Raw genomic sequence first — 23,574 nt, forward strand, 5'->3', positions numbered from 1 at the left:
CCTATCAACTATCCAGCTTAACTTTCTTCCTGATAGGCTCAGCTTTCTTCAAGATTTCGCCCTCATCAAGGGTTGTGTATACGCCGCCACGGTACAATATCTTGCCTGCGACCATCGTAAGAGCGACGTTCTCCTGGTTGGCCGTATACATAAGCGCTGAATATGGATCGCGCGTTGGAATCTGGTGGCTGTGCGACATATCAACGACCGTAATATCGGCCTGCTTACCTGCATCAAGGGATCCTATCTCACTGTCGCGATTGATCGCCTTCGCGCTGCCTAGCGTTGCCATATAGATAAAGTCCTCGGCGGTAAAGCCCGCCGAGTGAGCGTTGCCGCGCTGGAGTAGGAGGCCGATGCGCATCTCGTCAAAGACATCCATGGTATTGTTGCTGGCCGGGCTGTCGGTACCTATACCGACACGCAAACCCCGGCTTAAAAACGTAGAGAGCGGGGCGATCCCCATGCCAAGCTTTGCGCTGCAACGCGGGCAATGCGCGATTGAGATATCATAGCGCTTGAGCACATCGATATCATACTCGTCGACTTGAACGCAATGGACCGCCATCATGTTGCCGCCCTCAAAGACGCCCCAGTCTTCCAGGTATTTAACCGGGCTCACACCGGTTGGTTGCCACAGGATATCGCTCCAGCCTGCAAGGTCCCAGTATTCGTTTGCAAGCTGCCCGGAACCATACTTTACAAAATCGTATTCGGCTTTCGAGCCTGCCAGGTGCGTGCACAGCTGCAGCCCCTGGTTGCGGGCCCACGCAACCGATGCGCGATAGAGCGGCGGAGACACCGTATAGGGCGAGTGCGGAGCAAACCCGACCGTAAGTTTTGTACCGGCGGTAAGTTCTTGCCACGCGGCGATATCTCGCTCGGTCTGCGACATAATTTCCGGCACCTTGGTAGGATCCATCCCGGTAATTTCGTAATAGATAATGCCGCGCAATCCCGCGTCTTTAGCGGCTTTCAGGCTCGATCCGCTCTTGGTTATATCGGCAATTGTGGTTATGCCGGATTGAATCGATTCGAGTGCGCCGAGGTAAGCGGAGTGCCCCCAATCATCCTTGCTCATGCGCCTGGCTCTCAAGCTCAGCTGGATTTTCCAATCGGCATATCCCAGATCATCACAGGCGCCACGGAAAACGCTGTACTCTAAGTGTGTGTGTAGATCGATAAAACCCGGTAAGATAATGGATTTGCCGAAATCGAGTAGTTCCTCTTTTGGATACTTCTTTTTCAGCTTACCTAGTGTGCCGACATCTTTGATTATGGAACCTTCAACTAAAATCGCACCATCTTCGATCGGGGCCCGGCTTATCGGCAATACCCATTTTGCGGTTAAAAGCATGTTTCACCTCTATGTTACGTTACGTCCGTAATTATGTTTTTAACAAACTTGCGAGTTCATTACTCTTCTAATGATAGCGAGCAACAACGAACTCGCCGATACCGGTAAACACGGCAACGGCTTCCTTATTTGAAAGCGCGTTCAGCGATTCAAGCGCCGTATCCACATAGGCGCGTGCGGTTGCTTTTGTACGCACGATCGCACCGCACCCCACAATCATGTCGATCGCCGACCTTACCTGCTCATCGGTGGGTTCCTTCATCGCCACCACCCTGGCAAGCTCGCTATCACGACCGAGTGCATCGAGCGCGTAGAGTACCGGCACGGTCACCGTGCCGTCGCGCACGTCGACACCGACCGCTTTACCGGTCGACCCGCCGACAATATCGAGCACGTCATCGTATATCTGAAACGCTATCCCTAAATTTTCGCCGTAGTTGGTTAGTGCTGCCACCTCTACCTCGGGCGCACCGGCCAGATATGATCCAACCTCACAACACGCGCAAAACAGTGCGGCGGTTTTGCGCTTTGCTTTCTGAATATACATATCCATAGTCTGCTCGGCGACGTGCGCCGTAATAATCTGGTCGAGCTCACCCAAGCTTAAATCGAGCGCGGCTTTAACCATAATCTCAACCGCTCGCATATCGACCCTCGAGAGCATGTCAAAAGCAGTCGCGAACAGGTAATCACCGGCGGCGATTGCGACCGTCTCGCCCCAGACGGCGTTTACTGTCGGCACACCGCGCCGGGTACCGGCATCATCAAGCACATCATCGTGTATGAGCGAAGCCATATGGATAAGCTCCGATGCGACCGCAGCGGGCATAAGCGCCGGTACATTATAGTTGCCGACCATCCCGGCCATAAGAACCAGCGCCGGACGAAGCCGCTTGCCTCCCGCTTTAAGTGTCGAGAGACACGCTTCCGCCAGCACCGGGTTGTCGGATGATGCCGCTTTTATTAGTTCCTTTTCCGCCTGTGCTAAATCCAAAAGAATACGCTGCGGAATCGGGTAGGATTTATTCATCGTATTTACACCAAACTCACTTGCCCTGCCAGCCGTTGCTGCTGGGGGTCGGATTGATGGATAACGTTAAATAGTATACTTGAAATGCCGTTTTGCTGTCCACTACGACCGCAAGACAGTCTACAAATAGCGGGGTGCCGCCAGGAGATCACCGAGAAGCCCTGCCTGAAACGCGGGAAGAGCCTGCGCCGCATCAAGGGCGCGGTCCTTAAGCGAGCGAGCCTGCTCGGCTTTTGCGCCGGCATCCGATACCTCATCATACTGTAGATGGTAGAGCTCACAACACGATACGGCAGCGGCATGCAGAGTGTCCGCAACCGCAGATTCGCACTCGCCGAGCCGAACGCCGAGCCGAACGGCTGTTTCAAATATGCTCGCTCCACGATACGACTTGCTCGCATCGGGCATTGTCTCACCCTTTGTGATATCGGCGATCGCTTGCACCATGTATGAAATGGCGGACTCGACATTGGTTGTCGCCGCCAGCTTGATCGCGTATGCGTAGTAGTAATCGGCGGTCACGAGGTTAAGATTTCTATCATCGCACGTGCGGGGGCCCCAGTAGTGGATCTCGGCTGCCAGGCGCAGCAATTCGAGACCAACCGCGACCGGTCTTAGTTGATCGGGGCGATACGTGCCCAGGCTTGCCGTAATAAAAAGAAGCCGGGCCAGCGGCACGGTTTCGATGAGCCGCTCCTGCTCGGCGAGCAGGCTATGCCCGGAAAACGCGCTTGCAATAAGCTGCTCCCTTACTATCTCAATATCTTGATCGATGGCAGCTGCCTGCGCAGCATTATAATTAAAATCTGTCATTTAAATAGAATACTAGAAACGGTAATGAGAATACTAGGAATAAATATTCCGCAGTTCCGGATATTATAAGGCTGTGCCTTAAGCGTTGCGTATTATGGTATTACGATTTTTGCAAATAGTACGAGAGTATTTGCAGCTCGACTGATAGATCAACTTGACGCACGACAACATCTTCCGGGACTTCGATGGTAATAGGTGCGAAATTAATAATTGCCTTGATACCTGACGCTACCATTTTATCGGCAACCCCCTGTGCGGCCGGGGCTTGCGTAGCAATAACCCCGATATCTATTCCAGCCGGTGTGTCCTGCACGGCCTCTTCAAGTTCATTTATGTGACGGATCATTATGCCGTCGACCGTTCTGCCGATTTTCGCCGGGTCCGAATCAAAAGCGCCGATAATCTTAAACCCCCGTTGTGAGAACCCCTGGTAGCCGACGAGCGCGCCCCCAAGACGACCCAGACCCGCTATAACAACCTTGCGGTCACGTAGCAAGCCCAACCACTTAGATATCTCATTAATTAGTTGGTCTACTTCATATCCGACACCGCGCGTGCCGAACTCCCCGAGATACGAGAGATCTTTACGCAATTGCGCAGCATTGGTTCCCGCAAGTTGCGCGAGCCCTTCCGATGAGATAATCTGCTCGCCTTTATTGGCCATTAATACAAGCGAACGCAGGTATACAGGTAGCCGGGCTATGGTGGTTTGTGGTAACGTTGTTTTCTTCAAGATTGCTCCTGCCTAGATATCTCATAGTTATCATTACGAGACTTTGTGAGTTTGAGAACTGGTCTGATTGTAACCCAATTCACATAGTTTTGTCTACCGATAAAGGCTTTTGGCTTATACGTGTTGCCAGCCGAGCGCTTTACTGTTTTTTGGCCAAGTTATCCAGGGCGGTTTTGGCCTGAGTATTGCTTGGGTCCACAGTAACCAGCAGTTGGTAATACCGGCGTGCTTCAGCCGTGTTTCCCAACCCTTCGTATGTCTTCCCCATGAGCGCAAGCGCCGTTTTGTCTTGCGGGTTAATATCAAGAACAAACCTAAGCAATGGAAATGCACTCTGATACGATCGCTGATAGACATAAATATTGCCAAGCAGCAACCTGGCGGAGTATCCATTCGGCCTAATCTCGAGCCCTTTCTTGCCCCAACTAATCGCATCTTCAACAACGGGATCGACAGGGCTTCTTGCCATTTTTGCCTCGGCTCCGGCAAGGAAGATGTAGTGGTCGCTCTCACCGGGCTCATATTCGACCGCGCTCTTGTATATCTGAACTGCGCGATTGATCAAACTAGCATCTTGCTGCCCCATACCGAGCCGTTCAAGCGTCATACCGTAGCTTTCATAATAGCGGCCGTTTTTGTAAAGGCCGATCGCTTTTTCATAATTGGCGAAAGCCGCATCATAAGCACCCTGATTGCCGAGTGTAATAGCTGTCGCATAGCTATTGTCGGCAACATACATAGTGAGCGCAAAGTAGGCTGAGGCGGCAGCGATAACAACAAAGACACCCGTCGCCGTTCTGAGGGCAAGTATCTGCGGTTCCAGTTCAATTGTAGCTGTTCTGACGAGCGGTGTAACCGCTAAAATCGCTGCAATGATGAGCCACCACACGCCCGTGCTTCCCGACACGCTCACGCCAAAGAGCAGGTGCACAAAATAGCCGACGGCCGCCGTAATATATGCCGTATACGTCAGCCTGTCATCGCCCTCAAGCTTCCTTATATACCGGATGCCGACACCAACGACGATGAAGAAGAAAATGAAGAATGTGGCCGCCCCTGGAATACCGAGGCCAGCGGTAAGCTGAATTACATAGTTATGAGCATTATCGGCGACGGTTTGTCCGCCCCCGATTTTCGTGTATTGATACGTCTCATAGCGCTCGGAACCAAGCCGATAGGTATCCGGTCCCCAACCAAAGATGGGTTTGTTCTCAATCATATGCAAACCGGCCTTCCAGATCTCTATACGCGTGCCCGCGCTACCTTCGGTGATCTGAGTAGTCGATTTCAAGCGTTCAACCAGGTTTAATACAGTATGACCCGTGCTTGCCGAATACACGCCAATCACGATAAAGGTACATAGAAATGCAACGCCAATAAAGATGAGTTTCCGTGGTTTGGTGATAATCGCCCGCCAGGCAAGAACAGCAAAGAGAACCAGCGTAACCGCACTGCCGACCCAGCCGCTTCTGGTAAACGCGGTGAGTAAGCATACAAGCGCTAGAAACAGGCTGGTACCCATCAGCGCATTTTCTTTTGCATCACGTGCTTTTAAGAACTCCGCGACGGCAAACGGCACAAGAATAACAAGAAATCCTGCAAGCAGATCGGGGTTGCCAAAGGTCGAAAAACTCCTGCGCTCTTCAAACGGCAGCGTCGCCCACGGCAGCGGATCGAGCCCAACGTACTGCATAATGCCGTAGAGCGATACGAAAGCACCGGCAAGGGTGATGGTTTTGCTTAACAGCGAAAGCCGCTTAAAATCGGTAAACGTCTGTAAAACCAAGAAGTAGAGAACGCCGTAGTTTAGAAATGTAAGCAGCCCTTCATAGCGTTTGAACTTGCCGTGAATTGCCGTTGGCAGATGAACCGATGTGATAGTTGAGATTAAGACCAGCGCAAGAAACCCTAAGACGGCAAAATCGAGTTTACTCCAGCGTATCTCCTGCTTTTTTGAATAAAACATCTTGGCAGCCCAGCACAAGAGCGTCACCAACGTCAAAATTCGCAGCGCCAGGATCTTTGCGATATCGAATTGGTCGAACGTAATTCTTGATATCACGACCGGCAACGCTATCGCGATGGCCATGATTCCGTACATAACCCAGGTATCGAGCTGTGCTGCATTGGATTGCTGTTGCTTTGCCGCCGGCTGCTTGTGCTGTTGCTTTTTGCCCATAACCGCTTCGAGACTCCTATCTTTGATACTTACTCATTAATGTAATAAAAATACCATTAAGCACTTACTAAATCTATGCATTTTTATGTAAGGACATGTACTTTGCCTTGTTGCTGTGTAGCAGGTTTCTGCCGTTTACCGCGCTCCCCGGCCGGTCAGCAATACCTTGATTGTCTTTAAAGCGATTTGAACGTCGAGAAAAACCGACTGGTGATAGATGTAGATAAGGTCATACTTAAGTTTATTCCGCGCGTTCGTTGCGTAGCCGCCGCTAATCTGTGCAAGACCGGTTACCCCAGGTTTCACCTTAAAGCGTTCGACATAGCCCGGAATTTCTCCTTTGAACTTTTTAACAAAGAACGGTCGCTCCGGCCGCGGCCCGACAAAGCTCATCTCACCGGCAAGCACATTAATGAGCTGCGGCAGCTCGTCGATACGAGACTTGCGCAGCACGCGCCCGACCGGCGTTATGCGCCCGTCGCCTTCACTTGCCAGAATCGGGCCGGTCTGCAGTTCGGCGTCGGCGACCATCGTGCGGAATTTGAAGATATAAAACGGCCGCTCGAACTGGCCGACGCGCTTCTGCTTGAAGATGATCGGTCCCGGGGATGTCACTTTGATCGCAATCGCCGCAATGATCATAAATGGAGCCGTGATAACAAGAACGGCAAGCGCGATAATCACGTCGAGAATGCGTTTAACCAAGTAAATCCAGCTCGCTACCGGCCCCCGGGTAAGCTCTACCAGCGGAATGTCGCTGAGCATGGTGTGATCGACCTTACCGATGTATATCTCATAAAAATCCGGAATAACTTCAAGGCGCACGTTCTTTGCGGCCGAGCGCGCGAGCTCCTCAAGCGTCTCGCGGTGCGCAGCCGGAGAAGCCACAACCACCCTATCGACATTTTGTGCGTGAATGACCGGCACCAGATCGTCGAGTGTGCCGATGACCCGCGTCCCGTCGCAGTCAACCGATGTGCCGAGGGATTGCTTATCGTTACAGATAACGCCGACAATCTCGTAGCCCCAAGCTGCTCGGTTCTTAAACTCCTGAATGATCTCGTTGGCGGCCTCGCCTTTGCCGACGATAAGCACGCGCTGCGTCGGCCACTTAATCTTAAAGACACGCGCCGCAATAATTCGCCAGCCGCTTAAGAACAGGATTTGCGTAACCCACGTAATAATAAAGACCGGGCGGGGAAATGAGAAGAACCGGCTAAAGAAGGTCAAGAATACGTTTAAGACCAGGCCAAGCGTGACCGATTTGGATATCGCCATAAAGATATCCCAGCTGTCGCCCATCGACTCGGCCTCATAGACATCGTATACGTAAAAGACGATGAGCTGCACAATCGTAATGATGATGGCAAGGCTCGTATACGCCTGGAAATTGAAGCGCGGCAGAGTTCCCTCAAAGCGGATAAGAAACGCCGCGATGATCGCCAGGTTGATAAAGACTGCATCGATTATGATTGACAGAACAGCCCATTGTTTACGGTTCAGCTGAAACCTCCCTGTAGAGAGCTAATAACTTCTCGATCATAACATCTATTGAAAACTCGGTTTCAAACCGCTGCTTCGCTTGACACCCAAGCCGTTCGCAAAGCGCATCGTCTTCGAATAGTTTTTGGATGGCGCCTGCAAGCGCCGGTACATCTTTCGGCGGAACAACAAGCCCTGAGACGCCGTCTTTGTTAACGAACGGCACGCCGGTCGGCAGATTCGTGCTTACTACCGGCTTGCCGCATGCATGCGCCTCGAGCTGTACCAGACCGTATGCCTCGCTCGACTCAACCGACGGCAAAACGAATACATCACACGCATGGTAATAAGCTGCAAGCTCCTCGCTTGAAAGGGTGCCGACAAACGCGATTTTATCGGTTATGCCAAGCTCCCTGGCCAACTTCCTAAGCTCGGGGCCGAGTTCGCCGTCGCCGGCGATGATGAGCTTACCGTCGATATCCTTCCAGGCGCGTACCAGGCACTCGACACCCTTATAGTAGATGAGACGCCCAAGAAAGAGCGCGATTTTCGAGCCGTGCTCTTTGCGCAGCTCGTCGGCCCGTGCCTGTATTTTAGGCGTAAGCTTGAGCCAATCGGTCGGGACGCTAAACGGTATAACCGTGCACTTCTCTTTTACCTTTCGCAGGTAAGGTGAGCTCGCAATTAAATTCGGCGAGCTCGTGATGATGCGATCGGCTCTATCGAGAAATCTCTCGAGAAACGGATTATAGAACTTTAGGAGTACCTTTTGGCGAATGATGTCGCTGTGGTACGTTACCACCAGTTTACCCTTCGGCCGGGCAATCAAGAACGCTATCTCCCCTGTGGGGTTTGGAAAATGCAGGTGGTAAATATCGCTTCCGCTTGCTTTGAGCTGCCCGATAAACCCCGGAGCCATCGGCGTCGAACGAAGCCTGCCCAAGCTCGCGACTTTGGTCACCTTAATGCCGTCGATATACTCGGTTACCGCTTTCGGCGCCTCGTTTGCGACCAACACTTCCACATCAATGCTATCCTGCAAGCCCGTAGCGTACATACGCACCACGTTTTCGACGCCGCCAATATGGGGGTAGTACAATTTATTTACTTGCAGAACTTTCATTTACACCAGCTCAAAAACCGCGCACGGTTTTCTTCAAAATATTTAAGCAGTTTTTCACCTGCCCCTCTATTATATAGGATGCTCGATTATTTAGGAATGTACGAATTTAATAAAGCGCAGATAAGGGTGAAAGTCATAAGGCTGAACGTTGCTACTAGGCGGCAACGTTCAGCCTTATGATGTGTGCTTTGGGTAAGTATGTTTTGGTATTCTAATGCGCTAGCGTGAGAGATTACCACTGCATTTTGATCTCACGGCCCCGTCCAGGCGCTTGCCTCGCTTCTGCAAAACACCCCTAGCGAAGGCTAAGGGCAACGCGGCCTATCAGTGCATCTCCCCTCCCGCCTGCATATACCGAGACCGAATACGTGCCGCCGGGCTTCATCCACGGATAGCTTTTCGGCGTTATATTGAGCAGATATTTCTCGTCACATTGGTTTATCCGTATCAGTTGTTTTGTCTTGCCATAGCCGAACACAGCGGTGTTTTGATTATCGGATACTACGACACGCACGGTTTTGTCGGTAATAAATAAACCGGCACTATCGAAGACGGCAAAGTTTATTGGGACAGTTGAGCTGTAACATGCGGTATACGAGGCATCAACCGGATCGCCCGGTCGTTTAACCGGCCTTAACCAGGCAAAATTATAGCCCACCGTAAACGTTTGCGTTTGTGTCGTTATGTTGCCGGCGTTGTCCTGTGCGGCAATAGCAAGTGTATGAGTGCCCGGCTTATTGAATATGCGTGTTTCATTTTCTGCAATTAGAGCACCATCTAAAGTTACTATGGGCGTACTGAGGGCGGAGATTGAGTCTGTTGCCGTGCACGAAAAAGTAATTGGCTCACCGATAATATAATAATTATTGGGCCGTTGAGGCAGAATGTTGACTTCAAGTTGCGATCCGCTGCTGTCGACCTTAAACTGCCTGGATTGCTCCGGTTCTTTGTTGCCTGCGGCATCTGTGGAGTAAAAACTCAATGTATGGATGCCTTCGGAGATGGTAACCGGCGATTGGTAAGATTGGTGCTCGCCCATATCGAACTTGTAATATGTGGTGCTTGATTGTTCACTGGATGTGAGTGTGATTATTGGTAGGCTTTTATACCATCCCGAATTTCCATCCGGTAAATCGGGGCTTGCTGTCAATACGGTTGTTGGTGGTGCGGTATCGATAGTAAATGCATGGGTAACTGAATCCGAGTAATTGCCAGCGACATCGTATGCCCTGATCGACCAAGTATGCTCTCCTTGCGCTAGATCGGACATCATGATGCTGGTGGCTGCTGAGCTTAAATTTGGTATTGCTAATGTTCCATCGATATAGGGCTCGTAGTGTGATATGCCAGACACACTATCCGTGCTGTCCCAATACAGAATTGGTGATGTTGTTTTTAGTGTGGAATCATTTAGGGGATCAAGCAGTGATGGCGTGACTGGTGGCGTTATATCTACGTTGAACGTTGCAGTTTTCTGGGTTTCTGTATTCCCAAGAGCGTCGATTGAGTAATACGAGAGTTTGTGACGTCCTTCTGGAATGGTGATAGGACTCTGGTAAGTTGCGGTTTCGGTGCTATCGAGCTTGAAGTAAATTGTGGCTGTCTCGTCAGCTGAGAGTATGGCAATAGGTTGAGTTTTATACCATCCGTTTTGGCCACTTGGCGTTGGTGGTGTGGTCGAAATGCTTGTCACTGGCGGCGTATTATCAATCAGCATCTCTACTTGTAGGAGGTTGAGCACCTGTTTTGATAGATTGCTAATGCCATCATAATTGTTCGATGTGTCAGCGTACCAATAGATTTTGGCATCAGGCCTGTTGGAGCTATTCTCAAAACTGATAATTCGTTCCCAGGCAGCTGAGGTCTTAGTTACTGCATACCAACGATCGATATCAACACCTATGCCGCCTATAACTTGCTTGTTAACTGGATTACGAAGTGCTAGATATTGAGGATTTACGGTCCAACTGTCATATATAAGCTGATAGCTATCAATATCTCCAGAACCATTGTTGGGTATGAAAGCCTCGCTTCTTGACCCCACTTTAATATATTGATAATCACGGCAATAAACCACCATATTCTGCGCAAATGAATTCGCTAAAACCCATTTCTGGCCCTTATAGGAACTAATTCTAGCACTACCAATAGCGATTTCAGAGAATATAGGGCCGCTTTGTACTAACCTTGCCACAGAAGAACCTAAGCTACCAGGACTGGCTTGTGAAGACGAAGACCCGATGAATCCATAAAACCAATCCCAGCAATGCTCATCAGTTAAGCAATCGTAGTCGTTTGTCGGAATTCCATCTCCATTAGTGTCAAACTTAAGTGTAGTCAGCACATTTGAGACTGTTTTGCAGTAGCCCGCCAATCCTCCCCATTGGATGAAGACTCCATCTGTTTGCCACGTTTTGGCTTGATTATCTACTATTGATTTCATAATTCCATAGTCAGGCTGCTGAGCGTTAGGATTGCCATAGTAGAGATAATACGTGCTAACGGCATTAGGTTCTGCCTGGGCAAAGAACGTGACCTTATAGGTACCTGGACTATCAACACTTACTTGGCACGGAGTCTCAGTGCTAGAACTATCTGTTATCCTGATATCCTCACCCTGTGGCTTTACTTCAGTTGAGCTAAATACAACCTCAACGGGCTCATTGGCGCGTCTGAACCCAATCGGTTCTGTTAGTTTAATAACGCCTCGATGTGCCCACGAACCTCCACCAGATGCTGAAAGTACAGGTTGCTCAGCAGCATACGCAGTTTGCAAAGTCCCAAGTAGCATAATTGATAAAATAAATACAATCAGTGCTGATAATAATCGCTTTGATCCCTTCATTTTGCCCTCCGGTTTATCTCGTTGCTATCTTTGCTCTCAGCTACCCCTTGCTACAAATTACAATGCAAGCGCTATGTGACTAAATGCGTATTTCGACATTTGCACATTTATACCTTTTATTAATTTGAATAAATTCTTGATTTTCTTGAATAGAAAGTCGGCACTAACCTCTATGCTGGGCATGCATACTCACACTATTTAGGTGAAGGTTCTTTATGGGCTAGATTGATACGCTTGCGCAAGAGCTTACGCGTGTGGGGCGAAGTATTTCTGGGCTATCGTTAAGCCCTCGTTAGTGGTGATGTCGATGGGGTATCCGTCAGAGATATAGCCGAAGACTGATCTATTATCAATAAGACCAGCGGCAACATCCTCAAAAGAAGCATGACTATTCGGCGCAATTTCGCCAAGTACTGCAGGTTCAACAGCATAAGCGCCACCGTTTGCATAACCGAAGTCAAAACTCTCAGCACTGTCCGAGCCTTCGATGAAGCGCGTAATCCGGTGATTAATATCGAGGCTCACAGAACCATACCGTGAGGCAGTATCCGAGCTACCACCCGCAATAGCGAGCGTCATACTTAAGGCTGCCTCTTTCCCTTCGTGAAAATCGATAAGACCCTGGTAATCAACATCGAAAAACGTTGTGGCGTGAAGCAGTAGAAACGTGCCATCGACGAGGTCGCTCGCAGCTAACACAGCGCTGGCTGTGCCGCTCTCGTCGTCGGCAATTGCATAATCGATATCAAGGTCGAGCTTCGAGCCGTCACCAAAATGTGTGGCTAGCTCGTCGGCTCCTTCGTTAACGCACAGCACAATATCGTTGAAGCCCTGTGCTTTTAGTACCAGTAGCTGCCATTCCAAAAACGGACGACCGGCAACAATGGTCATCGATTGTGAGGCGGCTTGTGGTTGGTTATGAAAATCGTCGGCGAGCATTAGTGCTTTTACCAAGCCGCTATACCTCGCATACCGATTTCAAGTTGCTCTCGATGAACTCTCGTAGATAGTCGAGGCGCTCTTGAGAATTTGCCTCGAAGCGCAACACCAGAATCGGCTGGGTATTGGATGCTCGAACGAGGCCCCAGCCATCGTCAAAGATAACGCGCAGTCCGTCAATCGTGATAATGTCTTTGATTCTTGGCGCTTGCCCGCTCGCACGATGCGCTTCAAACACCTTGCCAAGCTCAGCGATAACTACTTTCTTTTGCATTTCCGGGCAATCGGAACGCAGCTCCGGCGTCGCAAATGTGTGGGGCAATCCTTCAAACAAGCTGCTCACACCGCTAAAACCTTGATCAGCTACCTTTTTCTTTTTAATAATTTCGATAAGCCTGCTTGCCGCGTAAAGCGCATCATCATAGCCGAAATACCGATCGGCAAAAAAGAAATGCCCGCTCATCTCACCTGCCAGCGCTGCATGCTCTATCTTAATCTTATCCTTAATAAGCGAATGCCCGGTCCTCCACATAATGGGCATGCCGCCTAAGCGGGCGATCTCGTCATATAAAACCTGTGAGCACTTAACCTCGCCGATGAACTTCTCGCCCGGGCGGTTTTGCAAAATATCCGTCGCATACAAGATCATCAGCTTATCTCCCCAGAGGACAGTCCCCTTCTCGTCGATGGCACCGATACGGTCGACATCGCCGTCAAAGGCTACACCAAAATCGCAGCCTTCATTTATAACTGTTGTTATAAGGTCTTGCAGGTTTTCCTCAACGGTCGGGTCGGGGTGGTGATTTGGAAAATGCCCGTCGACGTCGCAGTAAAGTTCGACCACCTCGCAGCCAAGCCGCCTAAAGAGTTCCGGCGCAAACAAGCTCGCAGCCCCGTTTCCGGCATCGACGGCGATTTTTAATCGAGGCAAGTCTTTGCAATCCTTGAATGCTTCAATCAGATACGCCAAATACGGCGGGATAATCTCGTAGCGCTCAACGCAGCCCATCCCGGTATCCGTCAATTCAGCTTCATAGAAAACCTGTTTAAGCTGCTGGATATCTTGCCCGTGGATGGTGTCTTTGCCAATGCAAATTTTAAAACCGTTATACTCGGCCGGGTTATGGCTGCCGGTAATCATGATGCCGCCATCAACATCCAAACTGAACAGCGAATAGTACAGAAGCGGTGTCGGGCACGGCCCCAGGTCGTACACTTTTACGCCCTGGCTTACCATACCCTCGATAAGCGCTGCGGCCAGGTCGTCCGAGCTCAAGCGTACGTCTCGACCCACGCTTAACACAAGCGCATCTTTGCCGAGCTTAGCCTGGGCATATTCGCAGTAAACGGCGCCGAGGCGCCGTGCAAACTCTACTGTTAACTCTTTCCCGAAGATGCCCCGCAAGTCGTATTCGCGAAACATGGTCTCCTCAAGCGAGCGCATATTATTCATGCTGCTAGTGTCTAGCATAATCATCCTCACTTCGAACGATATCGTCTTCTTCTAAGTATTCGCCGTTTTGCACCTCAATAATGCGAAGCGGTATCAAGCCTGGGTTCTCAAGACGGTGCACTGTTGACGGTGGTATAAACGTGCTTTCGTTAATGTGGACGTTGAATTCCTCATCGCCCCGCATTACCCGAGCAGTTCCTGAGATTACCACCCAATGCTCGCTGCGGTGATGGTGCATCTGCAAGCTCAGACGCTCACCCGGGCGCACCTCGATTATCTTTATCTTGTAGCCTGGGCCCCGCTCAAGAAGCGTATAGCAGCCCCACGGCCGGTACATCGTGCGGTGAACCAGATATTCTTCTGCATCTCGGGCTTTGAGCACATCGACCACTTTTCGCACGTCCTGTGCCCTATCCTTCGGGCACACGAGTGTTGCGTCATGCGTGTCGATAACGATCATATCCTTAAGGCCGAGTGTTGCCACCAGGCGGTTCTCACCGTACACAATGGAATCCTCAGATTCAACATCGATTACGTTTCCATGAATAGCGTTGCCGTTATCATCTGCCTCGAGAAAATCGCCGATAGCGATAAGGCTTCCGACATCGCTCCAGTCGAGTGCAACCGGTATGACCGCGACCTTCTCCGACTTCTCCATAATGCCGTAATCGATCGATACGGCATCAGCTTTACCAAATAGCGATTTGGCGGTACCCAACATCCATTCATCAAGCGGGATATCTTTTAGCTTCACGAGAAGCTCGTAAAGACCCGGCATCAAACTCTTGATTTCAGCCAGCACCGTGGCAGCTTTGAATACGAACATACCGCTGTTCCAGAAATAGTTGCCGCTGGCAACGTATTCTTCAGCTGTTGCCCGATCGGGTTTTTCTACAAACCGCTCAACCTGATATGAAATATGCGATCCGTTATGCTGCTTGAGCTCATTTCCAAGCTTGATGTAGCCAAAACCGGTTTCGGGTTTACTTGGCTTTAGGCCAAGTGTGACGAGGTAGTTGGCCTCAGCTAGTTCAACCGCATACCGTAACGCGGCAATAAACTCATCGGTGTTGCGGATAAGGTGATCGGACGGAAGAACCGCCATAACCGCGTCCGGATTGATGCCGGCAAGATATGCTGCAGCCAGGCCGATTGCCGGGGCGGTGTTTCGAGCTAGCGGCTCAATAAGGTATCCGATCTGCATAAACGGTTCGCTTGCGGTAAGAAGGCTCGTCCGTATCTCGTCCGCAAGCTTATTATTCGTGACCACATAGGTTTGTTCTTGAGCGATGATGGGCTCAAGACGTTTAATCGTTTGCCAGATGAGGCTTTCGGTGCCGAACACCTTGAGTAATTGTTTCGGGTTCATCTCGCGGCTCAGCGGCCAAAATCTGGTGCCGGCGCCCCCGGCCAATATCACACCGTAAAGGTTATTAATCGTGGTCATAAAAACTCCCTGTATAAATGGGCATACGTACAAATATGCTCTATTTGCATTCTACCTGCTCTGAAAGACAATAATCAAGTTGGCAGGCTGCATGCCGGACTCGTTGTAGGATGTTCGAATCACATATACAAGTATCGGTTATTTAGGCAAATGCTCAATCTCATTGAGGATTATCTCAACCCTGGCAGACCAGTCTGCTGCTGCAGCATATCGGATAAGGCTATCTCTGTCCTGGGGCTTTGCAACCGCTGCTTGAAGCTGCTGTAAGAATTGCTCTCGCGAATTATACAGGTACGCGGGGCTGTTGATGTTTTTAATCTCATCCCATTCAGCTGAAACAACCGGTAAGCCACATGCCATATACTCGTAAAGCTTGAGCGGATGAATGCTGTTGACAAGATCGGCGTGCTCGCGCGCATTAAACGGGATTATACCAACATCGGCATTATGCAAATACGCCGGAAGATCATCATACGAACGCTTTCCAAGAACATGGATATTGGATAGCTCTGCGATTTTACTACGGGCGCCTTCGTCGGGGCCGATTATTGCAAACGATACCTGAGGAAGTTGCTCTGCGGCCCAATTAATCAGCGTGTGGTCAAACCACGAATTAAGCGCCCCGACATAGATTGCAATCGGCCTCGGTGTAGTTGCAAGGTCGGTGGGTTGCGCTTTCGACCCCTCGGCAAAATGTTTAAAGTTCACGCCGTTTGGCACGTGAAGCATTGCTTTTGGCTGCATCTCCTCTACATGTTCTTTCAGGCTCTCGGCAGTATAGATGACCAAGCCAACCGAGCGTGCAAGTTCGCTCTCCATCGCGAGCACAGCGTGTGTCGCACGTTCGTAGCCCGAATTGTTGTCCACAATGCGGAAAATCGCTGTTTTATACTTGATCGCTTCCAGCAAAAACAGCTGGTTAGGATTATCGAAGTACAGAAGATCGACGTCGCCGAAACCAGCATCATATATTTTCTTTATCACATTTGGATATGTGAGCGACGCCCAGTTGCGGTGTACCCATTCACTTCGCAGGATATGCTTGTTATGTGGTGCGAGCAATGCGCCTGGCACATACGTCCAGAGATGGCCGTCGAGATAATATTGGCCTCCGGAGCGGTAAATCTCTAATCTCTCGGAAAGTTCACGGCTCGTGGTTCCCATAAAATGCAACGGCGATATCGGGTGTGAGATAAATGCAACGTCCCAACCGGCAGCAACAAAACCGCGTGCGAGGTGGTGACTGCCGACCTGGCACGGTGAATTCCAGTAATTACTGCAAGCAATCAAAGCTTTTTTACGTACCATTGCTTACTCTACCTCAATTCGCCAGGAGATCTTATCGGTATCCGTTGAAAGTCGCACCACTTGAGTTTTCTGCAACCAACCGTATGCCGGTGAATACAGGCTCTCTACAATAGACCACATGCCGGGCTTACCGGCTAGTTTGATGTTAACCTTGTCGACGCTTAACTCAATTGTACTACCATCAGCAGATAATTTCGCAGCAACTTCAGGCGCGAAGTGGAACGAAACTTGCTTTTTCCCTCCACTTTCACATTCATCAATGCCACTAATAGTGGTTCTGCCAACTTCGAGCGTGCGGCGATGCAATGCACTGAACCCGTAATGCTCACCTATAAACCGGCTAGCACTTACTTCGATTGTCCTTGCCTTTGCCTGGTCGTACATGCTAAATAGCCCGGCCGTCCCGTCATTCCAACGGTTTTGCTCCTTGCCTTCGATAGACAAAGTATTATGCATGGCAGTTGAGCGGAATAGGTTGCGCTTCTCCGGCATAGGCGTGTAGAGATACGTGCCTGGGTCAACAAAGATCGGCCTGCCATCCACACTTAACACTATCGAGAGCTGATCGTTGTGGGCGTGCCCCCCATTGCCGTTCTGCCCGTTCGAGCCACAGCGAACAACCAGATGCAAGCGTGGTGAGTCGTAAATATAGAGACCGAAGTCGGGATATTCATAGTGCACTATGTCCTGACCAGGTGTTTTATCTTTACAGGCAGGCGAATTTTCCGCAGCTTTAGCATTTGAGTTTCCAGCCTTGTAGGGCACCTTCATCCCTCCGGCGAGATTTCTTATAATTTCGGTTTCAAACGATTGATCGCCAACGAACTCGGCAAAGTCATCACGATTAAAGAACCCATTGATCGCCGCCACCAGATGACGGTGATCGAGCTGATCTTCCAGTAAGTACTCCGCATCATCGGGCAACCCGTCATAATCTGCTAAGTTAAGATATTTAGCTTTAGCCTTAGCAACACTTATACTTTTATGCGATGGCATCAGTTTTAAAAACCGGCCGCTATCATTATCACCGATCTGGCAGATGTGCTCGGCCGAGCCTGAGGTACGCATCGTAAACTCGGCCATCTTTTCCAAACGTTCAAAATACCAGCTTGGAAATGGCGTAAGCTGGTCAGTTCCCGGTAAAGGATAGAGTTTTAAAGGTGCTGGTTCTAGTGGCGGATTGACTTTGTGCAGGTTGTTGTCATACCGGCGCAGTGCCTCTTTTTTATCCTCCGGTAGCGCCAAGACCAGAGCTGTTGCATACGTCACGAGTTCGGCCGAAAGCCTATGATAGCTAGTCGACCCTTCGAAGTTTGAACCGTCCTCATTGAACTCTGATCCCACTTCGTTTACGAGTTCTTGCATTGCAAAAGCAAGCCAAACATCGGTTTCAGATGTTCGCGGAAGATTCACAGCAACAAACAGTAGGCCAACTATATCAGAGAGGTAATGGTTACTCCTGAGCATTTGCGACCATTCGAGGTTGTTGGTTATGTAGAGCCCATGCTCATATGCACTGTGCTTGAAAACAACCTCAAACTCATCGTCGAACGACATACCTTGCGCCTTGAAAAGGTCATACGTAAAAAGCCAGTTTGCTATACGGATACCGACGTCCATAGTACAGCGCCAATTCGCACCGAAGCGCGGTGGATTTGTGGCAATAAAGTCAAGCACCTGGTTACGGAATTCGTTGGGATACGTTTCGGCATCATTCATCCGGTTATGAGCGCCCTGTCCCTTTGCTACCGCGTATGCCCATGCCAACTGCGGTAGGTGCTGCATACGAGCAAGCTCCCACGGTACTTTGATGTCAGCACCCGGTTTATACGCATACTGGGTATCAAGATACCAGGTGTTTTCAAGCCAGCGATAGCCAGATTTGAAATCAAGATGCCAATCCATTGGGGTGTAGCTGGGATCAATCTGGCGCCATATGTGCTGCGACTCTTTGAGGTTTGGGATATTAATGCGGCTGGATAACCAATTTCCGCTCGTATCGGGGTTAACTTGTGAGCCATCATCATAAACAATGCCATCGATGCCTTTGCATTGCATGCCGTGCTTTTCTATAACATAACCTGAACCAAGTAGATCAAAGCAATGCTTAAGTATGTTGGTCGTTAAGCAAGCGATCTGATCAGCGTAGGGAACCAAGATGCTTGCTGATATCGGCGAGATAATCCTTAAAAGGCTGCCATTGGGGATATCAGTATTTATTGCATAGGTCGGGCGCTTAATGTCCCGCTTCCGGCGCTGATACGATGCAACCTCTTGCTTGATTCGCCCGGCGAGTTTTTGGGCTACGACGTGTGGCGGTAATGAGATAGCTCGGCGAACGTAGTGTTTTACGCTCATCCACAGCGCTCCTTGAGCTTCTCGATGATTTTTCGAGTGTGCTCTTTCCAGGTATATTTGGCAACTACTTCTTCGCGAGCAGCCTTGCCTAGGTGAGCACGAAGGTCCTTATCGTCAATCAATATCTTCAAGCCCCCTACGAGCGAATCAACATCACCCGGCTTTACCATCCAGGCTGTTTTATTGTGTTCAAGAATCTCGCCGATCTGGTCCAGGTCAGAAGCAACGATCCCCTTCCCCATTGCCATGTACTCAAAAAGCTTGGTCGGCGAACCAAAGAAAGGCGAACCGTCGGGGTTAGGCACGTGCGGTGATGCCAATATATCGCAGGCAGCGAGATAAGATGGGCCCTCTTCTTGTGGGATAATACCGGTTAGTGTGCAGATGCCCTTCACCCCATATTTGGAAAGATTCTCCCTTACTTGCATCATGGTTACCCCATCGCCGATCATTAGGAGATGCACTTTTACTCTGTACTCAGGATATGTCTGCAACAATTTACCAAATGCCTCAGCTAACACCTCAGCGCCATGCCATTTACCGAATGTGCCAATAAAACCGATGACAGTTTTGTCATCAAGAGCATAATTAGTACGGATAGCTGAGCCATCAACCTGTGGAGAATACTTATCCGGATCTACTCCATTAGGATTAACAAGAACTTTTTCAGGCTCAATTCCTCGTGCAACCAGCTCATCTTTTATGGCTTGGCTAACGACAACCACAACATCCGCAGCTTTAAGATTGAGCAGCTCGATTCGTTCAGATAAGGTTTCATACTTTAGGGGCTGGCCCCAGTTGCGATTTACCCAGATCTCAGAACCATTGTATTCAAGCACAAAGGGAAGGCCATAATAATTTGATAATTCTGCTCCTGAGTAGTTGTTAAGACCATATCTCTGGTAGATAAATGATAGCTTTTTGTTGCTAAGAAGAGTTTTCGCTTCCCTATTCAAAACGCGATTATAATTAAAAGTTGGTAGTTCCTTGAAGTCCCAAAGACTAACCTCTGGTTTTATGCGATACGTTTCTATGTCGTGCCTTACAGTCGGAATCATATCAGACGTTAAAAAAATCGGCTTTTCTAAAAAACTGTCGAGATTGTTTAAGACCCCCGCGATATGCCCGACCGAACCACCCGAGCGAACACCAAACAATAAATCGCTTCTAACATATACTGGTGTGCCTGATAGCCCCAGATTACGCTGGGATTTTAAGGTTTGGTCATTAGCCTCTAATAGACTGAGCTCTTGTTGAACCAAGGCCAGTAGCGATGATTTTCGCCTGGAGTCGCGTAGCATCCGATACAGATACTTGACTAACACAGAAACCGTAATATCCTGTCGATTACCTAGCTCATCTTCAATAAAGCTATGACCTCGACTCAGCATCCGTAGCAGAAGCGCCGTAACAAGCGGTTTGGATAATAGATCGAGTTCATAGGTTAGAAGCTGCGATTCACGGTATCGAAAAATATTCGAAACGATTTTCCTATTCTTGACCCACCCCGCAAGCTCTTCAAATGTTATAACGTTGGAAGAACAATTAGCATCAGGATCTAAGATTGTGTTTTTTAGAATCGTAATCTCCGAACTGGCCATACAATCACTTTTTTCGCGCTTGAGCAATAACATACCAGCCGAAATATCTTCCGATGAGATCAAGCCATTTTTGAGACATAGCGGGGTAAAGTCTTTGGATGCTCGAAGGGAAATCTTCCTTCACAAGTTTTCTGACACATAACGATTCAACAGAAAAGCCCACTTTTCTTAGCATATGTTTTAGCTGCCTACGGCTATAAACGTTTACTAAAGGCAGTTTAGCGCTCGTGGTATACTCAATCATTGATCGACGTTCCCTAAGGCTACGCTTCAAGAACCCTAAACCTAGAATATGGTCAGCCAATGTAACAGTAAGTCGATAGAAAACCGAGTTTTTGTGGTATATGATCACCCAAAACTCGCCACCATGTTTGGCTACTCGATAAGCTTCTTTAAAACTCTTTTCTATATCCGGCGTATGGTGTAACACACCGTTAGAAAACACAACGTCGAAGGTCTCATCGTTAAACTGAAGGTTTTCCGCATCTCCTACTGCTAGTTCAACCGCATAACCATAAAAGCTAAGATGGGCTTTAGTTCGGTCGGGATTCTCAGGTGTTAGATCAATCCCAGTATATTCCGCCTCGTGTTTGCAAAACTGGTATGCATCATAGCCGGCACCGCAACCTAATTCAAGCACATGTTTACCAGCAAAAGAAGCAAACGGAACCAGCTCTAAAAGCCAAGGCTGCTCGTATGTAAATCTTTTATCTAAAACGTTTTCGAAAAATTCCTTTGTCCCAGGCTCAGCGCTACCGCTAAACGCAGTTCCAGCTGGAGTTGCCCCCCAGACCACACGAGACGATTCTTTATCCACTAATATGCCCTCGTATACTCGTCAAACAACATTTCATTTTTAATTTACGAAACTTATTGACGTCGATTGACCAAGCTGGCTCGCTACATAAATATGATGATAGATCGCACTAATTTAGCTCTTCTTCATGAAGGTTTTCATGAAGAAGACCCCAGTCATTATTGTTGCGTAATTCCGGAACCTTGCCTTGGGCAATGCTATCATTTACGTCATTAATAAAACTATAATCCAACCACGGCTTTTGAGCAAAAAACTGGAGTTGTTCTCTAAACGAGAGAGAAGCCCAACCTAAGCCATGATCTATATGATACAAGCACATAGGTTCTTCTAAAACTTGCTCCTTGACACCATGACCTATCGCCATCAAGCAAAGCAACCCATCGAGATGTAGACAGAAATACGGTATCTCAAGATAACCGCGAACTCGCTCCCAGGCATCTTTTGCCATTAATGTGAAATCGCCAGAACCATTTGTGTGGGCTATAAGCTGACTGGGTAGCTTTCTAATCTTCTCTTTCCTACGCCTCGAGTCGCTCCTGTTAATTGTACCACCGTTTCGAATGTGCGTGCGTATGACGTTATTCTGGCACCATTGAAGTTGATTTTCAATATCTGCCTCCGGAATGGCAGCTGGTACATCCAGCCGATCAATACGGTACATGCAACTATCATCGAGCGGAGATTGCGCTAAGAATTGTATTAGCTCTTCGGAAAACAACAGGTCCATGTTGGTAGCCAGCACGAAGGGGGCGCGCGCCCTTCGTATTCCAACATTCTTAGCAATCATCTGATGAAGATTTATTACATCAAAGTTCTTAAGCTTCCTATGTATTTCACCAGGTACCTGTACGAAACGAAATTTTAACGGCCCCTTTGTATCCCAATCGAGCGCTTGGGAAAACGGCGGACGGTCTTCAGGTGGGTTCCAATCAACAAAAATAAGCTCTGCTAAGAGATTATATTTACGCGCCAATATAGTTAGCCCATAAACAAAAATACGAGCCCGTTGTAAAAATTCGCCGCCGTGGTCGTCATTGCGACAAGCAACCACTATGCTAAGCTTACAGTCCTCTGCCATAGTCTCAATTCCTAACTAGACCTTTATAATTTACTTAAGAACGGTCTCCATAAGTTGATGCTGTGCCAATCCCCAATCTGACTCATTTAACAAAATGGGTTCTCCGCCGCTGATATAGTGGTGCTTTAACTGACCCCATAGATTAATATCAAGCCATGGCATGCCAATAAACATATCTAACCTCTCCTTGAGCGGAAGATCTAGGACAGACGAATCTTGATCTATGTAGCTAAGCCGGATTGATTCCTGAAGTACTAATTGCTTGTAGCCAAGACTAACCGCTGTATAAAGGAGAGCTTTATCCAGATATAGTGGATACACAGGTAGCTCGGGATACCCCCTAGTTTTCTCCCACGCATCCTTTGCCATCAATATGAAATCTGAGCAAACATCATCGTGAATATACTGGCGTGGCCTCGAGAACGGCTTATTGATCTGCTGCTTAGCCACATGCTTAGCACGCCTGATTGCTGGCTGAATAGAGAGCCAATTCAAAGCATATCTCCAACGAAACGGGTTTTTTGCCTGCTCCTGGCATACTGGCTTTTGTATAATCTCAGAACTAGTCTTATGACGGTAGAGCGAATATATGCGATCCGGTTTCAAGTGTTCTTTTGACAAAAAAGCTATTAACTCTTCAGGCATAACCACATTCAGACTGGTAGCTAGAATAAAAGGTGCTCTAGCCCGGCGTATGCCAACATTTCTTGCTATCATTTCAAAGAAATGCATAGTGTCGGAATTTCTGAAGCTGTTGTGAACTTCAGGTGGCACAGTAATGATCCGAACATTTAGCATGGGGCTGGAAGGCCGATCTGGATGCGTTGAACTTATTCGACTATTTTGCGCATTCCAGTTAACGATAATAAGCTCTGCATCCAAACTATGTCGGTTGCAGAGCTGGGATAGGGTTTCCCTGAAATAATTGATCTTACGTTTTATGTAGTTGTTATCCTGGTTATTGCCTTGGACGGCGACTACAAAACTTATTCGGGGTTTCTTTTTCATTAG

At 48.8% G+C, this 23,574-nt stretch carries 17 protein-coding genes; all 17 read right to left on the bottom strand.

Annotated elements, in window-relative coordinates; genetic code table 11:
• Window positions 1–4 precede the first annotated feature (4 nt).
• The 17 genes from VGK02_08100 to VGK02_08180 all read right to left on the bottom strand — a co-directional run bounded on the left by VGK02_08100 (window position 5) and on the right by VGK02_08180 (window position 23,571).
• Entirely contained in the window at window positions 5–1,357 is a 1,353-nt protein-coding gene (locus VGK02_08100) for an amidohydrolase family protein (protein HEY3375005.1), read from the bottom strand.
• Between the two features lie 67 nt (window positions 1,358–1,424).
• Entirely contained in the window at window positions 1,425–2,387 is a 963-nt protein-coding gene (locus VGK02_08105) for a polyprenyl synthetase family protein (protein HEY3375006.1), read from the bottom strand.
• A 120-nt stretch (window positions 2,388–2,507) separates the two neighbouring features.
• Window positions 2,508–3,200 carry a hypothetical protein gene (locus VGK02_08110; protein ID HEY3375007.1) on the bottom strand — a complete coding sequence of 231 codons (693 nt, stop codon included), beginning with the start codon at window positions 3,198–3,200 and terminating at the stop codon, window positions 2,508–2,510.
• A gap of 100 nt (window positions 3,201–3,300) precedes the next feature.
• On the bottom strand, window positions 3,301–3,933 hold the full coding sequence (locus tag VGK02_08115; GenBank protein ID HEY3375008.1) for a redox-sensing transcriptional repressor Rex: 633 nt from the start codon (window positions 3,931–3,933) through the stop codon (window positions 3,301–3,303).
• 139 nt (window positions 3,934–4,072) lie between these two features.
• Window positions 4,073–6,112 carry an O-antigen ligase family protein gene (locus VGK02_08120; protein HEY3375009.1) on the bottom strand — a complete coding sequence of 680 codons (2,040 nt, stop codon included), beginning with the start codon at window positions 6,110–6,112 and terminating at the stop codon, window positions 4,073–4,075.
• Between the two features lie 135 nt (window positions 6,113–6,247).
• Entirely contained in the window at window positions 6,248–7,615 is a 1,368-nt protein-coding gene (locus VGK02_08125; GenBank protein ID HEY3375010.1) for a sugar transferase, read from the bottom strand.
• Window positions 7,605–8,717 (bottom strand): glycosyltransferase, encoded by a 1,113-nt coding sequence (locus VGK02_08130; GenBank protein ID HEY3375011.1) that lies wholly within the window; start codon window positions 8,715–8,717, stop codon window positions 7,605–7,607. The genes VGK02_08125 and VGK02_08130 overlap by 11 nt, the downstream gene beginning before the upstream one ends.
• Window positions 8,718–9,012: 295 nt before the next feature.
• A complete protein-coding gene (locus VGK02_08135; protein HEY3375012.1) occupies window positions 9,013–11,562 on the bottom strand; it encodes a chitobiase/beta-hexosaminidase C-terminal domain-containing protein in 2,550 nt (849 codons plus the stop codon).
• A 246-nt stretch (window positions 11,563–11,808) separates the two neighbouring features.
• On the bottom strand, window positions 11,809–12,516 hold the full coding sequence (locus VGK02_08140; GenBank protein HEY3375013.1) for a sugar phosphate nucleotidyltransferase: 708 nt from the start codon (window positions 12,514–12,516) through the stop codon (window positions 11,809–11,811).
• A gap of 4 nt (window positions 12,517–12,520) precedes the next feature.
• Window positions 12,521–13,972: a phosphomannomutase/phosphoglucomutase gene (locus VGK02_08145; GenBank protein HEY3375014.1), complete on the bottom strand. Its 1,452-nt coding sequence runs from the start codon at window positions 13,970–13,972 to the stop codon at window positions 12,521–12,523.
• A complete protein-coding gene (locus VGK02_08150) occupies window positions 13,959–15,401 on the bottom strand; it encodes a mannose-1-phosphate guanylyltransferase/mannose-6-phosphate isomerase (GenBank protein ID HEY3375015.1) in 1,443 nt (480 codons plus the stop codon). Before VGK02_08150 ends, VGK02_08145 begins: the two co-directional genes overlap by 14 nt.
• A 138-nt stretch (window positions 15,402–15,539) precedes the next feature.
• Complete coding sequence (locus tag VGK02_08155; GenBank protein ID HEY3375016.1) at window positions 15,540–16,709, bottom strand: glycosyltransferase; 1,170 nt, start codon at window positions 16,707–16,709, stop codon at window positions 15,540–15,542.
• Window positions 16,710–16,712: 3 nt separating this feature from the next.
• On the bottom strand, window positions 16,713–19,067 hold the full coding sequence (locus tag VGK02_08160) for an alginate lyase family protein (GenBank protein ID HEY3375017.1): 2,355 nt from the start codon (window positions 19,065–19,067) through the stop codon (window positions 16,713–16,715).
• Window positions 19,064–20,668, bottom strand: coding sequence for a glycosyltransferase family 4 protein (locus VGK02_08165; GenBank protein ID HEY3375018.1), 1,605 nt, complete (start codon window positions 20,666–20,668; stop codon window positions 19,064–19,066). The genes VGK02_08160 and VGK02_08165 overlap by 4 nt, the downstream gene beginning before the upstream one ends.
• 4 nt (window positions 20,669–20,672) lie before the next feature.
• Window positions 20,673–21,485 carry a class I SAM-dependent methyltransferase gene (locus VGK02_08170; GenBank protein ID HEY3375019.1) on the bottom strand — a complete coding sequence of 271 codons (813 nt, stop codon included), beginning with the start codon at window positions 21,483–21,485 and terminating at the stop codon, window positions 20,673–20,675.
• Between the two features lie 109 nt (window positions 21,486–21,594).
• Window positions 21,595–22,563: a hypothetical protein gene (locus VGK02_08175; GenBank protein ID HEY3375020.1), complete on the bottom strand. Its 969-nt coding sequence runs from the start codon at window positions 22,561–22,563 to the stop codon at window positions 21,595–21,597.
• Between the two features lie 30 nt (window positions 22,564–22,593).
• Window positions 22,594–23,571 (bottom strand): hypothetical protein, encoded by a 978-nt coding sequence (locus VGK02_08180; protein HEY3375021.1) that lies wholly within the window; start codon window positions 23,569–23,571, stop codon window positions 22,594–22,596.
• Window positions 23,572–23,574: the final 3 nt, after the last annotated feature.

This window comes from Candidatus Aquicultor sp. (genome assembly GCA_036504445.1).
GTDB lineage: Bacteria > Actinomycetota > Aquicultoria > Aquicultorales > Aquicultoraceae > DASXVE01.